Annotated in this window: 14 protein-coding genes, 2 tRNA genes and 1 riboswitch; of the genes, 9 read left to right on the top strand and 7 right to left on the bottom strand. The window is 70.5% G+C overall.

Annotated elements, in window-relative coordinates; genetic code table 11:
• Nucleotides 1–89: 89 nt before the first annotated feature.
• From ABZ267_RS30795 to ABZ267_RS30770, 6 genes are all read left to right on the top strand, one after another.
• Complete coding sequence (locus ABZ267_RS30795) at nt 90–440, top strand: metallopeptidase family protein (protein ID WP_199863126.1); 351 nt, start codon at nt 90–92, stop codon at nt 438–440.
• Nucleotides 437–901: a CrcB family protein gene (locus tag ABZ267_RS30790; protein ID WP_356753746.1), complete on the top strand. Its 465-nt coding sequence runs from the start codon at nt 437–439 to the stop codon at nt 899–901. The genes ABZ267_RS30795 and ABZ267_RS30790 overlap by 4 nt, the downstream gene beginning before the upstream one ends.
• Nucleotides 898–1,272: a CrcB family protein gene (locus ABZ267_RS30785; protein WP_356753744.1), complete on the top strand. Its 375-nt coding sequence runs from the start codon at nt 898–900 to the stop codon at nt 1,270–1,272. Before ABZ267_RS30790 ends, ABZ267_RS30785 begins: the two co-directional genes overlap by 4 nt.
• Before the next feature lie 307 nt (nt 1,273–1,579).
• Complete coding sequence (locus ABZ267_RS30780) at nt 1,580–2,188, top strand: hypothetical protein (protein WP_356753742.1); 609 nt, start codon at nt 1,580–1,582, stop codon at nt 2,186–2,188.
• A gap of 239 nt (nt 2,189–2,427) precedes the next feature.
• Nucleotides 2,428–4,806: a DEAD/DEAH box helicase gene (locus ABZ267_RS30775; protein ID WP_356753741.1), complete on the top strand. Its 2,379-nt coding sequence runs from the start codon at nt 2,428–2,430 to the stop codon at nt 4,804–4,806.
• A gap of 216 nt (nt 4,807–5,022) precedes the next feature.
• Nucleotides 5,023–5,096: transfer RNA gene (locus ABZ267_RS30770), tRNA-Lys, on the top strand.
• 78 nt (nt 5,097–5,174) lie between these two features.
• Here the strand turns inward: ABZ267_RS30770 and ABZ267_RS30765 are convergent.
• The 7 genes from ABZ267_RS30765 to ABZ267_RS30735 all read right to left on the bottom strand — a co-directional run bounded on the left by ABZ267_RS30765 (nt 5,175) and on the right by ABZ267_RS30735 (nt 12,201).
• Entirely contained in the window at nt 5,175–5,519 is a 345-nt protein-coding gene (locus tag ABZ267_RS30765; protein ID WP_356753739.1) for a hypothetical protein, read from the bottom strand.
• Between the two features lie 503 nt (nt 5,520–6,022).
• A complete protein-coding gene (locus ABZ267_RS30760; RefSeq protein ID WP_356753737.1) occupies nt 6,023–6,541 on the bottom strand; it encodes a hypothetical protein in 519 nt (172 codons plus the stop codon).
• A gap of 171 nt (nt 6,542–6,712) precedes the next feature.
• On the bottom strand, nt 6,713–7,756 hold the full coding sequence (locus ABZ267_RS30755) for an acyl-CoA desaturase (protein WP_356753735.1): 1,044 nt from the start codon (nt 7,754–7,756) through the stop codon (nt 6,713–6,715).
• 173 nt (nt 7,757–7,929) lie between these two features.
• Nucleotides 7,930–8,502, bottom strand: coding sequence for a hypothetical protein (locus ABZ267_RS30750; protein WP_356753733.1), 573 nt, complete (start codon nt 8,500–8,502; stop codon nt 7,930–7,932).
• A gap of 540 nt (nt 8,503–9,042) precedes the next feature.
• Entirely contained in the window at nt 9,043–9,903 is an 861-nt protein-coding gene (locus ABZ267_RS30745; RefSeq protein WP_356753731.1) for a SigB/SigF/SigG family RNA polymerase sigma factor, read from the bottom strand.
• 113 nt (nt 9,904–10,016) lie between these two features.
• Nucleotides 10,017–10,877: a hypothetical protein gene (locus ABZ267_RS30740; RefSeq protein WP_356753730.1), complete on the bottom strand. Its 861-nt coding sequence runs from the start codon at nt 10,875–10,877 to the stop codon at nt 10,017–10,019.
• A 214-nt stretch (nt 10,878–11,091) separates the two neighbouring features.
• Nucleotides 11,092–12,201 carry an endonuclease NucS domain-containing protein gene (locus ABZ267_RS30735; protein WP_356753728.1) on the bottom strand — a complete coding sequence of 370 codons (1,110 nt, stop codon included), beginning with the start codon at nt 12,199–12,201 and terminating at the stop codon, nt 11,092–11,094.
• A gap of 145 nt (nt 12,202–12,346) precedes the next feature.
• On the opposite strand from ABZ267_RS30735, the gene ABZ267_RS30730 reads away from it, so the two are divergent.
• From ABZ267_RS30730 to ABZ267_RS30720, 3 genes are all read left to right on the top strand, one after another.
• Nucleotides 12,347–12,420, top strand: a tRNA-Met gene (locus ABZ267_RS30730).
• A gap of 134 nt (nt 12,421–12,554) precedes the next feature.
• Nucleotides 12,555–13,301 carry a MerR family transcriptional regulator gene (locus tag ABZ267_RS30725; protein WP_356753726.1) on the top strand — a complete coding sequence of 249 codons (747 nt, stop codon included), beginning with the start codon at nt 12,555–12,557 and terminating at the stop codon, nt 13,299–13,301.
• Between the two features lie 148 nt (nt 13,302–13,449).
• Nucleotides 13,450–14,679: a PP2C family protein-serine/threonine phosphatase gene (locus tag ABZ267_RS30720; RefSeq protein WP_356753724.1), complete on the top strand. Its 1,230-nt coding sequence runs from the start codon at nt 13,450–13,452 to the stop codon at nt 14,677–14,679.
• Nucleotides 14,680–14,889: 210 nt separating this feature from the next.
• A riboswitch (cyclic di-AMP (ydaO/yuaA leader) is annotated at nt 14,890–15,042 on the top strand.
• The last annotated feature ends 8 nt before the right edge of the window (nt 15,043–15,050 follow it).

Below are 15,050 nucleotides of genomic sequence, written 5' to 3'. Positions count from 1 at the left end.
TGCCCCGGTCAGGGCCCGGCCATGCGGAGCGCCGGCTGCGGAGCGCCGCCACCTGCCCGCAGCGGGCCCCGGTACGTGACAATGGCGATGTGCTGGAGATGACGCGGGAGCAGTTCGAAGAGCTGGTGAGCCAGGCACTTGACCGGATTCCGCCGGAGCTGATGCGGCTGATGGACAACGTGGCGGTCTTCGTCGAGGACGAGCCGGAGCCCGGCGACCCGGACCTGCTCGGGCTCTACGAGGGCACACCGCTCACCGACCGCGGCGAGTGGTACGCCGGGGTGCTGCCGGACCGGATCACCATCTACCGCGGCCCGACCCTGCGCATGTGCGAGTCCCACGAGGACGTCGTGGCCGAGACCGAGATCACCGTGGTCCACGAGATCGCCCACCACTTCGGCATCGACGACGAGCGGCTGCACGCACTGGGTTACGGGTGAGCGAGCAGGCACCGGCTCTCCCGCCGCCCGGACCGCCGGCCGCTCCGCAGGCCCGGGTGCTCGGCGCGGTCGCGGCGGGCGGCGCGCTCGGCGCGCTCGCGCGGTACGGGGCGCTGGTGCTCCGGCCGGCCGCCGAGGGCCGCTTCCCGTGGACGGTGTTCGTCGTCAACGTGAGCGGCTGCGCTCTGATCGGCGTCCTGATGGTGCTGACCGTCGAGCGGGGCCGGGTGACGCATCCGCTGGTCCGGCCGTTCCTCGGGGTCGGCGTGCTCGGAGGGTTCACGACCTTCTCGACGTACGCGGCCGATGTCTCGGGCCTGCTGGTCCGTCAGGAGCTGGTGGCGGCGGTGGCGTACATGGCCGGGACGGTGGTGGCGGCGCTGGCGGCGGTGTGGGCCGGAGCGGTGGCGACGAGGCGGCTGCTGGACCGTGGCGTACGGGACGGAGGTCCGGTCGCGTGAACTGGCTGCTGGTGGTGGTCGGCGGCGCGGTCGGCGCGCCGCTGCGCTATCTGACGGACCGGGCGGTCCAGGCGCACCAGGGCCGCGGTGTCGCGTACGTCTTCCCGTGGGGCACGTTCACGGCCAACGCGGCGGGCAGCCTGCTGCTCGGGATCCTGACCGGCGCCGCGGTCTCCTCGCCGGTGCACGCGCTGCTGGCCACGGGGTTGTGCGGGGCGCTGACGACGTACTCGACGTTCTCGTACGAGACCTTGCGCCTGGCCGAGACGGGCCGGGGCCTTCTGGCCGCGGCGAATGTGGTGGCGTCGTTGTCGGTGGGGCTGGGAGCGGTGTTTCTGGGGGCTGAGCTGGTGGGGGGCCGGGCGGGGTAGTGGGCGCCGGGCCGTGAGGGCTGCGGGTCGGGCGCGCGGACTGGGGTCGGCTGGTGCTGCGGGCGTCGGGCTGGGTTCGGCCGGCGCTGCGGCCGGTTGCGCGGGCGCTTCGGGGCGGGCCGGTGCGTTCGGCCGTCGGGCTCCGGCCGGGTGGTCGGCGTTCGGGCGTGTCTCCGGCGGGGTCCGGGGAGTTGGGCACGGCAACCGCCACCGCGTACGGCGTTCATGAGCCGTACGACGTGCCGTACGGCTCACCCCGCTCAGCCTTCTTCTCCGTCCCCGCTCCCTCGCCCCGGAGGTGCCACCCGTGCGCAAGTTGTCCGTCCCTGCCCGTTGGGCAGCCGTCACCGCGCTGACGATCGCCGCGTCCACCGGCTGTATGAGCGTCGGCGACGACGGCGCCAAGCCGGGGCCCGCTGGCTCCACCGACTCGAAGGGCCGGGTCGTCGAGCCGGACGGCGGAGCGGTGTCCGGCACCGGCGGCGCCGGACACCGAGGCGGTGACGCCCACACCCACTCCGACTCCGACACCGCCGGGGCCGCCGACGCCGACCCGAAGAACCCGAAGGGCACGCCGAGCCCGAAGGCGTCCGGCGCTGTGCCGTCGGCCACACCGAAGAGCGGCGCCCCGCGCCCCGAGCCCGGCGTCCCGCAGCCCTCCCGCCCCGGCCGGCCGCCGGCCCCGACGCCTTCCGCGCCGGGTCCGGGAGAGCCGCCGCCGGTCGTCCCGGAGCCGCCCGCTCCGCCGCCCGCGCCCGACCCGGACCCGGCACCCGAACCGGAGCCCACCGAACCTGCCGAGCCGCCGCCTTCCGCGTCGCCCGCCGCGCAGCTGCGGACGCAGTCGATGGGCGGCGCGGAGGAGAGCCGGCCGCTGCGGACTCCGGAGGCATCACCGCAGGTGAGGCCGGTGTAGCGGAGGCGGCGGAGGGGCCGGGTTGCGCAAACTGGGTGAGAGTGCGTATGGTGGTAGATCGTTTGATCCCATTGCCCGGCGCCGACACAGAAGAGCGCCGTGTGGCGCGTACTCTCCCTTGCCGTGGCTGGACCGCATTGAGGCGGTCGAAATTGCGAATCACGGAGTTATGGGCGCGTGCCGAGACTCCGGAAGGTTTCGCATTTCGCATGTCAATTTCCAGTTCTGACCGCACCGTCATGCCCGAGAACATCGACAACGCCGAGCTCACCGAGCTCGTCGAATCCGCTGTGACCGAGGCCCCGGCGGGTGCGGCCGCCGCCGCAGCCGAGCAGGCTCCGGTGGCAGAGAAGGCGGCCGAGAAGTCCGTCGCCGACTTCATCACCGAGGACGAGCCGGCCACCGAGGCCCCTGAGGCCTCCGTCGAGACCGACGCGGCCGCCGAGGCTCCTGAGGCCTCCGTCGAGACCGACGAGGTCTCCGACTCCGCTCCGGCCGCCGACGCCGAGCCGACCATCACCTTCGGCGCCCTGGGCCTGCCGGACGGCATCGTCCGCAAGCTCGCGCAGAACGGCGTCACCACCCCGTTCCCGATCCAGGCCGCGACCATCCCGGACGCCCTGGCCGGCAAGGACATCCTCGGCCGTGGCCGTACGGGCTCCGGCAAGACGCTCTCCTTCGGCCTGCCGACCCTGGCCGCGCTGGCCGGCGGTCACACCGAGAAGAAGAAGCCGCGCGCGGTCATCCTGACCCCGACCCGTGAGCTCGCGATGCAGGTCGCGGACGCGCTGCAGCCGTACGGCGACGTGCTCGGCCTCAAGATGAAGGTCGTCTGCGGCGGTACGTCGATGGGCAACCAGATCTACGCGCTGGAGCGCGGCGTCGACGTCCTCGTCGCCACGCCGGGCCGTCTGCGCGACATCATCAACCGCGGCGCCTGCTCGCTGGAGAACGTCCAGGTGGCCGTCCTCGACGAGGCCGACCAGATGTCCGACCTGGGCTTCCTGCCCGAGGTCACCGAGCTGCTCGACCAGATCCCCGGTGGCGGTCAGCGGATGCTCTTCTCCGCCACCATGGAGAACGAGATCGGCACGCTGGTCAAGCGCTACCTCTCGAACCCGGTGACGCACGAGGTCGACAGCGCCCAGGGCAACGTCACGACCATGTCGCACCACGTCCTCGTCGTGAAGCCGAAGGACAAGGCGCCGGTCACGGCCGCCATCGCCGCCCGCAAGGGCCGCACGATCATCTTCGTCCGCACCCAGCTGGGCGCCGACCGCATCGCCGAGCAGCTCATCGAGTCCGGCGTGAAGGCCGACGCGCTGCACGGCGGCATGACCCAGGGCGCCCGTACGCGGGTCCTGGAGGACTTCAAGAAGGGTTACGTCAACGCGCTCGTCGCGACCGACGTGGCCGCGCGCGGTATCCACGTGGACGGCATCGACCTGGTCCTGAACGTGGACCCGGCCGGCGACCACAAGGACTACCTGCACCGCTCGGGCCGTACCGCCCGCGCCGGCAAGTCCGGTGTCGTCGTCTCGCTGGCGCTCCCGCACCAGCGCCGCCAGATCTTCCGGCTGATGGAGGACGCGGGCGTCGACGCCTCGCGCCACATCGTGCAGGGCGCGGGCGTCTTCGAGCCGGAGGTCGCCGAGATCACCGGCGCCCGTTCGCTCACCGAGGTCCAGGCCGACTCCGCGAACAACGCCGCCAAGCAGGCCGAGCGCGAGGCCGCCGACCTGACGAAGCAGCTGGAGCGCGTCCAGCGCCGCGCCGTCGAGCTCCGCGAGGAGGCCGACCGCCTGGTCGCCCGTGCCGCGCGCGAGCGGGGCGAGGACCCGGAGGCGGCGGTGGCCGAGGTCACCGCCGAGGCGGAGGCCGCTCTGGTGGCCGCCGTCTCGGTCCCGGAGCAGCCGGCCGCCCGTGACGAGCAGCGCCGCGACGAGCGGGGCAACTACGAGCGCCGCGACAACCGCGGTGGCGACCGTGGCGGCTACCGTGGCGGCAACGACCGCCGTGACGACCGCCCGTCGGGTGGTTTCCGCTCCGGTGGTGGCGACCGTCGGGACGACCGTGGTGGCCGTCCGTTCGAGCGTCGTGACAACGACCGTCCGTCGTTCAACCGCGACCGCCGTGACGAGCGCCCCTCCGGTGGCTTCCGCTCCGGTGGTGGCGACCGCCGCGATGATCGTGGTGGCCGTCCGTTCGAGCGTCGTGACAACGACCGTCCGTCGTTCAACCGCGACCGCCGTGACGAGCGCCCGTCCGGTGGCTTCCGCTCCGGCGGCAGTGACCGTCCGTCGGGTGGTTTCCGCTCCGGTGGTGGCGACCGTCGGGACGACCGTGGTGGCCGTCCGTTCGAGCGTCGTGACAACGACCGTCCGTCGTTCAACCGCGACCGTCGCGACGAGCGCCCCTCGGGTGGCTTCCGCTCCGGTGGCAGCGACCGCCCGTTCAACCGTGACCGCCGCGACGACCGCCCCGCGGGCGGCTTCCGCTCGGGCGGCAGCGACCGTCCGACCGGCCGTCGTGACGACCACCGCGGCGCCAACACCGGCACCAACACCGGCACCTTCGGCCGCCGCGACGACAAGCCGCGCTGGAAGCGCAACGGCTGACCCCGCACCGGCCGACTTCCGGCCGGGCAGGTCCGCCTGACAGACCGGCAGGGCCCGTACGCCACCGAACCGACTCGGTGACGTGCGGGCCCTGTTGCTGTTCCCGGGGGCGTGAACCGGTGCGAAACGGACAGGGCGGGGGCGCGACAGGGCCCAAGACCGATACCGGATCGGCTGCCGGGATCGGGCGGGCTATGCTCGGGGGTGATGTTGCAGGGGCCGTTAGCTCAATTGGTCAGAGCAGCGGACTTTTAATCCGTTGGTTGTGGGTTCGAGTCCCACACGGCCTACCCGACGTAAGACCAGCTGTACGCCTGTGACGCTACGAGCAAGCGCCCCCACCCGGTGCGGGTGGGGGCGCTTCCTCGTCAAGTCTCCCGGCGGTCCAACCTCATGAGGAGGATCCTCAGCGCTCCGTTGATGTCCTGCTCAGGGACATCGGGCTGGACTGCGGGATGGCCGATCAGTACGACCGCACTCGCACGGCGGGTCTCGATGCCCAGCTCCCGCTGGATCCTCTGGCGGTTATCGTCGAGGCCGACGAGACAGTTGATCGCCAGGCCGACGGCGTCGTGCACGTCCGCGGTGGGCACCCAGGCGCTGCGGTGCTGCTTCACGAGTGGTTTGCGCAGACTCATGGCCCGCTTCAGCTCCATGATGTGCAGGCTGCCGTCGCCGCGGATGAGAGGGATGTCGATCTCGTCGCCCGACATCGACTCGCTCCCGCCGGATCACTCTCCCGATCCACAGGGCTGTCTCGGCGTGCCCTCGGGGAATTGTGTAGCGTCCGGGGCGGTCCGCCGGTGCCTCCAGGAACAGGGCGTCCTGCCCCGGCGACAACATGTTGTCGAGCAGATCTCCAGCGCTGGAACCGGGGTGCCCTTCGAGAGGAACTCCTTGGCCTTCCCGGTCACGAACCGGCTTCCCGCCCACAAGATCATGGACATGTAGTCCCGAAGGATGTCGTTGCGCTGCTGTCCGTCCTGGAAGAGCCGGTACCTCTCTTCGGACTCCGGCCTGAGGATCCGGCCCTCCGCATGGTCGAGCGAGTCCTGAAGCAGCCGCACGACCTGCCAATCCCCAGCCTGCGCGGCAATTGATCAAGCCTGGGCGGGACTGTGACGCCTCATGAGGTCCACCTGTTTCCGGGCCGTACGGTCAGTGACGGCCGGGGGCGGGGGCGCGGTCCCAGGCCATGCCCTGATGGCTCGTATGGCTACCGTGCGTCCGGCCGGGGTGTCCGGCCCCCGGTCGTGAAAGTGTCCGAGACTGCGGAGATCCGGAGGGTTTCCAGCAGGGTGGCCTGTTCATCGGCGCGATGCAGGAGTCGTTCCAGCCGGAGCGGACCGAGACGCTGTTCCACTTCCGCGAGCGTACGCAGCGTTCGCCAGCAGCACGCCTTGCCTTCCACACCCAGCCGCATGGCCTCCAGTTCCAGGACGTCACTCAGTGGGGAGCGGGACAGAAGTCGGCCGTTGGTCTTCAGCCGGCCGGTCAGCTCGCCGATCCGGCCGAGCAGGACACGGCTCCGTCGTGGAGCGATGCCCAGCTCGCGCATGATCTGTAGCAGCTCGTCCCGGTCCTCGGTGACTTCGGCGACGAGTTCGCGGAGCTGCTGCGCGACCGCCCCTGGTGGATGTGCGCGCGCGGCTCTCCGCAGGAGTTCCAGCCCACCGGTCGATCCCGCCAGGTGGTCGTTGAGATAGATGGCCAGCAGATCAGTGGTGCGCTTCATGGAGTCCGCCTCCTGACATCGGGGCCGCTGGGGAGCCGTCCGCCGGTGCGAAACGATCGGGGGTGTGAGGTACGAGCCGCCGGAGTCGCACGCCTGCCGGGGCGCTGGGCGCTGCCGGACGTATCACGCGGCTGCGGCGCGTCCGGCCTGGGGAGGGGCGGCGGGCACCGGTCATGTGGCGCTCGCCTCCGTCCGGCGCAGCGGAGCGCCCGCCTCGTGGAGGCTGCGGAGTGCCTGCCGGTAGGAGGCGATCAGGCTCGTCTCCAGATAGGCCACATCCAGCTCTTCGCAGTAGCGCCGGACGACGAGCTGGGCCTTGCGCAGGTTGGGGCTGGGCATGCTCGGGAAGAGGTGGTGCTCGATCTGGTAGTTCAGCCCGCCCAGGACGATGTCGGTGAACCAGTTGCCGCGTACGTTGCGTGAGGTGAGGACCTGTCGGCGCAGGAAGTCCGGGCGGTCCTCGCCCGTCCGGATCGGCATGCCCTTGTGGTTGGGGGCGAACACGGAGCCGAGGTAGAGGCCGAAGAGGCCCTGGTGGACGGCGAGGAAGGCGATCGCCATGCCGGGCGGCAGAACCAGGAAGAGCGCGGTCAGGTAGACCGCGCAGTGCGCCACGAGCAGCGACCCCTCCAGCAGCCGGTGCTTGAGCGAACGGTCGGCCAGCGCCCGCAGGCCCGACACGTGCAGGTTGAAGGCTTCGAGGGTGAGGAGCGGGAAGAACAGGTACGCCTGCGAGCGGCCGATCAGCCGGGGCAGGCCCTTGGCCGATCGGGCCTGGTCCTGCGACCAGACCAGCAGATCGGGCTCGATGTCGGGGTCGAGCGTCTCGTGGTTGGGGTTGGCGTGGTGGCGGGTGTGCTTCTCCTGCCACCAGCCGTAACCCATGCCGATGCCGACGTTCGCGGCGATGCGCCCCGACCTCTCGCTGGCCTTGCGCAGCCGGAAGACCTGGCGGTGCGCGATGTCATGGGCCAGCAGAGCCACCTGGCCGAAGACCGCGGCCAGGAAGGCGGCGACGGCCAGGGTCCACCAGGAGGCGCCGACGAGAACGAACGCGGTCCAGCCGGCGACGTACAGCGCGCTCACGGCCACGATACGGATCGCGTAGTAGCGGGGTCGTCGGGCCATCAGACCGTGGTCGACGATTCTTTTGGACAGCCGGGCGAAATCGCTGCCGGTCGTCCGCTCGGGGCGGACGGAGACTTCTGCGGTCATGAGTACGAACCTCTCTGGCCGACACCGGGCAGCCGCTGGGCGGTCACCGCGATGTGGTGGGGACGGACAGTCGAGGACGTGACCGTGTCGCTGGACTGGTGGATCGAGGAGCGCGGCCTCGGCCGCACTCCTCCGGATCGGAGCTGACCCTCCGCGGAGCGGCGGGCCTGTCCTCAGCGCTTCTGCGGGTTCAGACCGTCGAGAGCGTTGCGCACGGCTCCGCGTACCTGCTGGGAGGGCCGCTGCTGCTCACCGTGCAGGGCGTTGAGCACGACCAGGCCGGCGGTGAGCGCGGGCACCACCCACTGCATCAGGGTGAGCTGCTTCTGGGCCTGCTCGACACTGCCGGGCACGTGGTCGGCCGCCTCCTGGTCCTCCTCCTTCAGCGAGGTGGCGAGATCGACCTTCTTGCCCAGGACCCGCGTGTACGCGGTCGCCGCGAGAGCCGCTCCGGTGAGAGCGGTCTTGGCGACGGTGGAGGCGGTGACGCCGTTCTGGCCGCGGACCCGGTCACGGTTCGCCACCAGTACGCCCGTACCGCCGATCAGGTGGGCACCGACGGCGACTGCGCCCAAGGGCGCCCACTTGGCCCAGCCGGACGAGGCGATGCGCGCCGTGCCGACCTCCGTGACGCCTTCCTCCTCGGCGGCGCCGTTGAGGCCGACCGCGCCCATCAGAGCACCGCCGAACCAGGCGGCCAGACCGAGGTCGTGTGCGCTGCGCAGGAATGTGTTGCGTTCAGTCATGACGATCCTTCGTGTGGTGGGGGCATGTCGCCCGCCGAGCAGCCGCACTGCGCTCGGCCTGGGCATCCGCGTTGATGTTGAGTACGAGCCGCCGGCCGGCTTTCCACGGCTTCGCTTCCGCGGGTCGCTCGTTCCGAAGCGGTGCCCCGTGGGGGGTCCCTGACGTCGGCAGCAAACCCTCTGCGAGTCCACGGCGAGCGGCTTTTCCGCTTCCCGTGATGGACCCCGGATTAAGGGTCTCGGCCAACGCGGCCTGGCATCTGCGAGGAGTGGAGTACCCCGAATTGTCTGCGGCAGTCATCGAGGTGGGGTCGGCAAAGTGCGGCGCCCGGGATTTCCGTACCCCGCTTGCACATCACGGACCGGGTGTCCGGCGCGGTGCGGGACTGATCACGGGAAAGAGGCGTAGAGGTTTTTCCGTGAGGCGGAAAGGCGGGTGTCCGCAACTCGATGTTCGTCCGCTGCGAAAATGCATGAGAATGATCAAGGATTAATCCTGTGATCACCTCTCGATGACCGTGGCCGTTTACACGATCCCGCTCAGTTCTGCGCGAGCATGCCGGTGCGGAGCCGGCCGAGGAGGTGGGCCAGGAGCCGGGATACGTGCATCTGGGAGATGCCGAGCTCCCGGCCGATCTCGGACTGGGTCATCTCCTGGCCGAAGCGCATGGCCACGATGTCCCGGTCGCGATCGGTGAGGTTCTCGAGGAGGGGCGCCAGCGCCTGGAGGTTCTCGATCTTCTCGAGAGCGGGATCGACACCGCCTTCGCTGTCGCCGTAGGTGACGGCCGACGCGCCGTTCCGTTCGCCTCCGACGGGAACGTCCAGCGATCCTGCTGTGTAGCCGTTCGAGGCGATGAGACCGTCGATGATCTTGTCCTCGCCGAGCCGCAGGTGGCGGGCGAGTTCCGGGACGGTGGGATCCCGGTCCAGCCGTCCGGCGAGTTCCTCCTTGGTCTTGGCGAGGGTGACGCGCAGCTCCTGCAGGCGGCGCGGTACGTGCACCGCCCAGGTGGAGTCGCGGAAGAACCGCTTGATCTCTCCGACGATGTAGGGGATCGCGAAGGAGGTGAATTCCACCTCCCGGCTGAGATCGAACCTGTCGATCGCCTTGATCAGACCGACCGTTCCGACCTGGACGATCTCCTCCATCTCGCCGCTGCCGCGATTGCGGAACCGTCGCGCGGCGAAATGGACCAGTGACAGGTTCGTCTCGATCAGGGTGTTCCGCGCGTACTGGTACTCGTGCGTGCCCTCTTCCAGCACCCTCAGTCGTTCGAAGAAGACGGTGCTGAGAGCGCGAGCATCCTTCGGCGCCACCTTGCGAGGGTCTCGGATCTGCGGGAGCGCCGTGAGGGGCGTGTCGGTGGCCGAGGCCGGAGCTGTCGTGAATATCGGCATTGCGATGATTCCCCTGCCCCAGAAGCTGCCGCGGAGACCCGGCGGCATACGGGTTCACCTACCCGTGTCCGGACGGGGTACGCAGATCTGGGCAACGGGCTTATTCGCGCGATTTACCGCTGGTCCTCGCGCCCCGGGTGCGCCCTGCCCGACCGGCCGTGTTCGGGTTCGGACCGGTGGGACCCCGTGGACCGGTCGCTCTGCTCGTACTGTGTCCGGTCCGCCTCCGCTCGCGCGGGCCCGGCGCCGTCGGCGTCCCTCGCCGGTACCGGCCGGCCGCGCGGCGACGATGCCTGTTCCCGGGACGGGCGAACGGCGCGCTGCGGTGCATCGTCCCGGACCGGTGCGCTCCGGCCGCGACCGGCACTCATGTCGGGTCGCGCCCCGGCCGCGCCGGGCCGGTCGGCCTCGCTGCCCGTTGCCGCGTCCCGCGCGGCCGTACCGTAGGAGTCCTCGACCCCGGTGCGGTGACGCTCTGCGTCCTCACGGTCCAGCGCGTCCTGTGCCCGCCCCTCCTGCTCACGTCGCGCAGTGCGCACCGCCCTGCGCTCGCGCCCGCTCATGACGGCCGCGCCGATCAGCATGAGGAGACCACCGAGCAGAGCCAGCCCCACACCGCTGCCGAGCCCGTCGCTGTCGCCGGTCACCGTCAGACTGCCTTGAGCCTGCGCCTGCCGGACCATCCAGAGAATGGCGAATCCGAGCGTGACGATCCCGGCGATCAGGACAAGGAGCCGTGACCGCAACGCGACGCCGAGAACGGTGAGAAGCGCTCCGACGAGGAGCGGGAGGAACATGGACGCGAAGAGGCCCGCGCCCGAGTCCGTCACTCCGGCCCCGGTGAAGAGTTCCCACACCCGGAAGTCATGTCCGAGCCGCCCGTCGTACCAGTTGCGGAAGGGCGCCCAGAGCGCCGCGGCCGCACCGAGTACGGCCAGAACCAGTCCCATGGTGTTGCGGATACCCCGTGCCATGCCGCGACCTCCCGGCAAGTCGGATCGGTGCACGCAAGAACCTCACATGCCGTATCCCGCCCTGGTTTTCACGGTACGCCCGGCGTGAACGCCCTGCCATGCGATCAACCGGTCCACCGAGATCTCCCGAGGCGCCACTCCGCGGAGGGGGGTCTCGTTTCCTGCCTGCTGTTCGGGGCCGACACCAGCCGCTCAAGGCCCCGTCGGTCCACCCTCAGTCGACGCCGAAGTGGCGGGACACCTCGTCGATGGTGAAGCGCGCGCGGAGCTTGCACGCGGAGTTCTGGTTGGCGAAGAAGCCGGCCCGCCACAGCGCCTTCGTCCGCGGCACCGCTGCTTCCCAGTCGACCGGTACGACCCACTCGCGGCGGTCCTCGCGGTCCTCGCCGTCCGCCGCCGTACCGGTGTGGGGCCGGTAGTTCCCCTCAAGAGGCAGGTCGGTCATCCGTCGGCTCTCGCCGTCGACGACGAGGTCGGCGTCCTCGAACGGCAGGGCCTCGCCGGAGACCGTGCCCACGCCGACGTAGCCCGTCCTGGGGATGTGGGTGAACACCCGCGCACCGACGGGGAGCGCGCGCAGCGTCCGGGAGAACCAGTCGCCTCCACCGGCTGACACGAAGCCGTAGCGGCGGGCGTCGTCCCAGCTCCGGCTGGACGGCTCGGCGCCGAAGGACACGTACCAGTCGGTGCCGTTCCACGGTTCCCGTTTCGCGCGTCCTTGCGTTCCTGCCGGCACCGCCGCTTCGACGTCGTCGATCAGCCAGGTGCGGGCGAGGTAGGAGCGCCCGTCCTCCTCGAAGTGGCGGAAGAAGAGCACGTTGAGAGGGACCTGGTAGCCCGAGGCGAGGTAGGTCACGATCCGCTCGGTCGCGGCGTCGATCTCGCTCGCCACGACCGTGAGCGTGTGCGCGTTGTTCAGGACGTCGGGCGGCCCGCCGCCGAACCGCAGCGCGAACGCCTCGTCCAGCTCCTCCGCGAGACCGCGCGCACGGGCGTACGCGGCGTACTTCTCCCGTACGTCCTCGTTGCCGAGGTCCTGGACCCAGGAGCCGTAGTCGAGCAGCTGGGCGACCACTTCACGCGGTGTGCGGTCCCGCTTCAGCTCCAGCACGTGCAGGCCGCCGTCGGCGTCGATGGCCAGCAGATCGACGAACTTGCCGTGGTCGGTGAGCACTTGCCGGCCGATCAGCAGCAGGCGTCTGCCCAGGATCTCCGGATCGGCCTCGATGAGGTCCTCCAGGCGTGACTCCAGCGCCATCGGCCGGGTCGCCACCCGCTTCGGCTTGCCGTCGTCCACCCGCCACAGCCCGAACTCCAACGGCATCGTGTGCCCCCTCTCGGTCCCGCGACGTCGAGCGGATGTTCCCAGGACCGTTGTCACGTCGGCATGCTCCTGCCGTAGCTTGCCAGTCCTCGCGAGCGGTGTGGTCGGGGCGGCCGCTCCGATGGCGTAGAGTTGTGTCTACCGACGCGGGGTGGAGCAGCTCGGTAGCTCGCTGGGCTCATAACCCAGAGGTCGCAGGTTCAAATCCTGTCCCCGCTACTGAAGATCCAGGCCCGGTACGCAGATCACTGATCGCGTACCGGGCCTGAGTCGTTTCCGGGGCCCGGTCCTTTCCGGAGCCCGACCCATTCCGGTTTGACCTTGACGCAACGTAAAGATCTAGCGTTCTCGGCATGGAGTGGTCCATCCAGGAAATCGCCAGAAAGGCCGGCACCACCAGCCGCACGCTCCGGCACTACGGGGACCTCGGTCTCCTGACGCCGAGCCGGCTCGGGAGCAACGGCTACCGCTACTACGACCAGGACGCCCTCGTCCGGCTGCAGCGCATCCTGCTGCTGCGGGAGCTCGGGCTGTCGTTGCCCGCGATCAAGGACGTGCTCGAAGGGCAGCGGGACACGGGTGTGGCGTTGCGGGCGCATCTGCGGCTGCTCGAACAGGAGCAGGCACGCATCGGGCGGCAGATCGCCTCGGTGCGGACCACTCTCCACAAGACGGAGGAGGGGACGGAACTCATGGCCGAGGAAGTGTTCGACGGGTTCGACCACACCGCTCATGAGCGGGAGGTGACCGAGCGCTGGGGCCGCGCGGCGTACGAGGAGGGCGACCGGTGGTGGCGTTCGCTCGGGGAGGAGGGGAGGAAGGCCTTCCTCGGCGAGCATGAAGCCATCGCGCGGGACTGGGGGCTCGCCCGGGAGGCCGGGGCCGATGCCGGTGGTGAGCAGGCTCAGGAGATCGCGCGGCGGCACTGCGCGTGGCTGTCGGCCTCCAAGGAGCCCAGCCGTTCGTACGTCATCGGGCTCGGCGAGATGTATGTCGCCGATCCGCGCTTCGGAAAGAACTACGATCGCTACGGGGACGGCACCGCCGCCTTCGTACGGGATGCACTGACGATCTACGCCGAACGCCGGCTCTCCGACTGAGCACGGAGGGCCTCCGCTCCAGGCCCGCTTCCCCCTATTCGGCCGATGACGGGTCGCCGCACGGCGCGGCTCCGGGAAGCCTGGACGGGGCGCGGTACCGTCCGCAGCCGTGGCCGGACCGGGCAGCAGGAGTGCACAGGTGGTGGGGATGGCGGAGAAGGGGCGCGGGCTCGTGAAGGCGAGCCTCGGGATCCCCGGGCGTGCCGCGCCCGGCTCCACGGGGCGCGGGAGGCCGGTGGTGGCGCGGAGCGTCGGGACCCGGCGGTTCGTGCGGCTGCTGCCGGTGCTGCTGATCGGCGGCGGGCTCCTCTTCGACACGCTCGCACCGGCCAATTTCACCGCCGTACCTCTGTTCGTGGCCGCGCCGCTGATCGCCGCACCGTTCTTCTCGCTCGCCAGCACGATCCGTACGGGAGTGGCTTCGGTCCTCTCCGTCATCGCGATGCGGATCTCCGACGGCACCTCCACCCAGGTCGTCCCGGTCATCGAGATGATCACGGTCCTCACCGCCGCGGCCCTGGCCCTCGTCATCAACGGGGTCGTGCGCCGCAGCAACGAGCAGCTGGCCTCGGCGCGGGTCATCGCGGAGACCGCCATGCGGGCCGTGCTGCCGACGCCGGCGGAGCGGATCGGCGGGCTCCAGGTGGCGGCGCGGTACGAGGCGGCGCAGGCGGACGAGTTCGTCGGCGGCGACCTGTTCGCGGTGGCGGACACTCCGTACGGCGTACGCCTGGTCGTCGGTGACGTGCGCGGCAAGGGGCTGGACGCCGTGGAGGCGGTGGCGGTGATCATCGGCGCGTTCCGGGAGGCCGCCGAGCAGGAGCGGTCGCTGGAGGGCGTGGCGCAGCGGCTGGAGCGGGCGCTGGCGCGGGAAGGGACGCGGCGGTACGGGCTGGACGCCATGGAGGGGTTCATCACCGCCGTACTGGCCGAGATCCCGCCCGGCTCCGCCTCGCTGCGCCTCGTCAACCGCGGCCATCCCGAGCCGATCCTGCTGCACGCGGACGGGGCGCTGGAGGTCCTCGCGCCGAGCGTGCCCGCCATGCCGCTCGGCATGGACCTCGGCGTGTGGCCCGACCGGTCCGACGAGTGGGAGCTGCCCGCCGGTTCGACGCTGCTCGCCTTCACGGACGGCCTCTCCGAGGCGCGCGACCCGAGCGGTGTCTTCTACGACCCGGCGGCCCGGCTGCGCGGCCGTATCTTTCCCGGCCCCGAGGAGCTGCTCTCGGCGCTCACCGACGACGTACGGCTGCACACCGGGGGGCAGTCGACGGACGACATGGCGCTGCTCGCGGTCAGCCGGCCGGCGGAGGGCCAGCCGCCGCGTCGGACGACGGTGAAGATCGTCGGCCGGGGCGATGACACGGTGCGTAATTGAAGAGCACCGCTCCGCATAACAGTTGACACACCATCAGAAAAAGAGGTGTGGACGAGGGGTCGTCAAGTCGTCCGATTCGGGACGCTTGTGGGTGGTAAGTCCCCGTCGAAGTCGTTAATGATCAACAGGAACAGCTTGGAATCGGGCCCGTCTGTCTATTAACGTTCGATAACGCAGCGCGGTCGTCCCAGCCGTCGTCAGAGACGGCGCCGTGCGCGAGCGCCGAATTCCGCAAGGGAACCGGGGAACCACCTACATGGGGTGAATCGGACGCCTGCGTCTCGTGAGAGGCGGAGGGGCCCGTAGGAGACCTTCCTGCTCCGAACCCGTCAGCTAACCCGGTAGGCGAGAAGGAAGGAAAGGAGTGCGCC

The organism is Streptomyces sp. NPDC006174 (assembly GCF_040614075.1).
Classification (GTDB): domain Bacteria; phylum Actinomycetota; class Actinomycetes; order Streptomycetales; family Streptomycetaceae; genus Streptomyces.
Note: the sequence above shows the minus strand (reverse complement) of the source record. Positions and strands in the feature narration are given on the sequence as shown.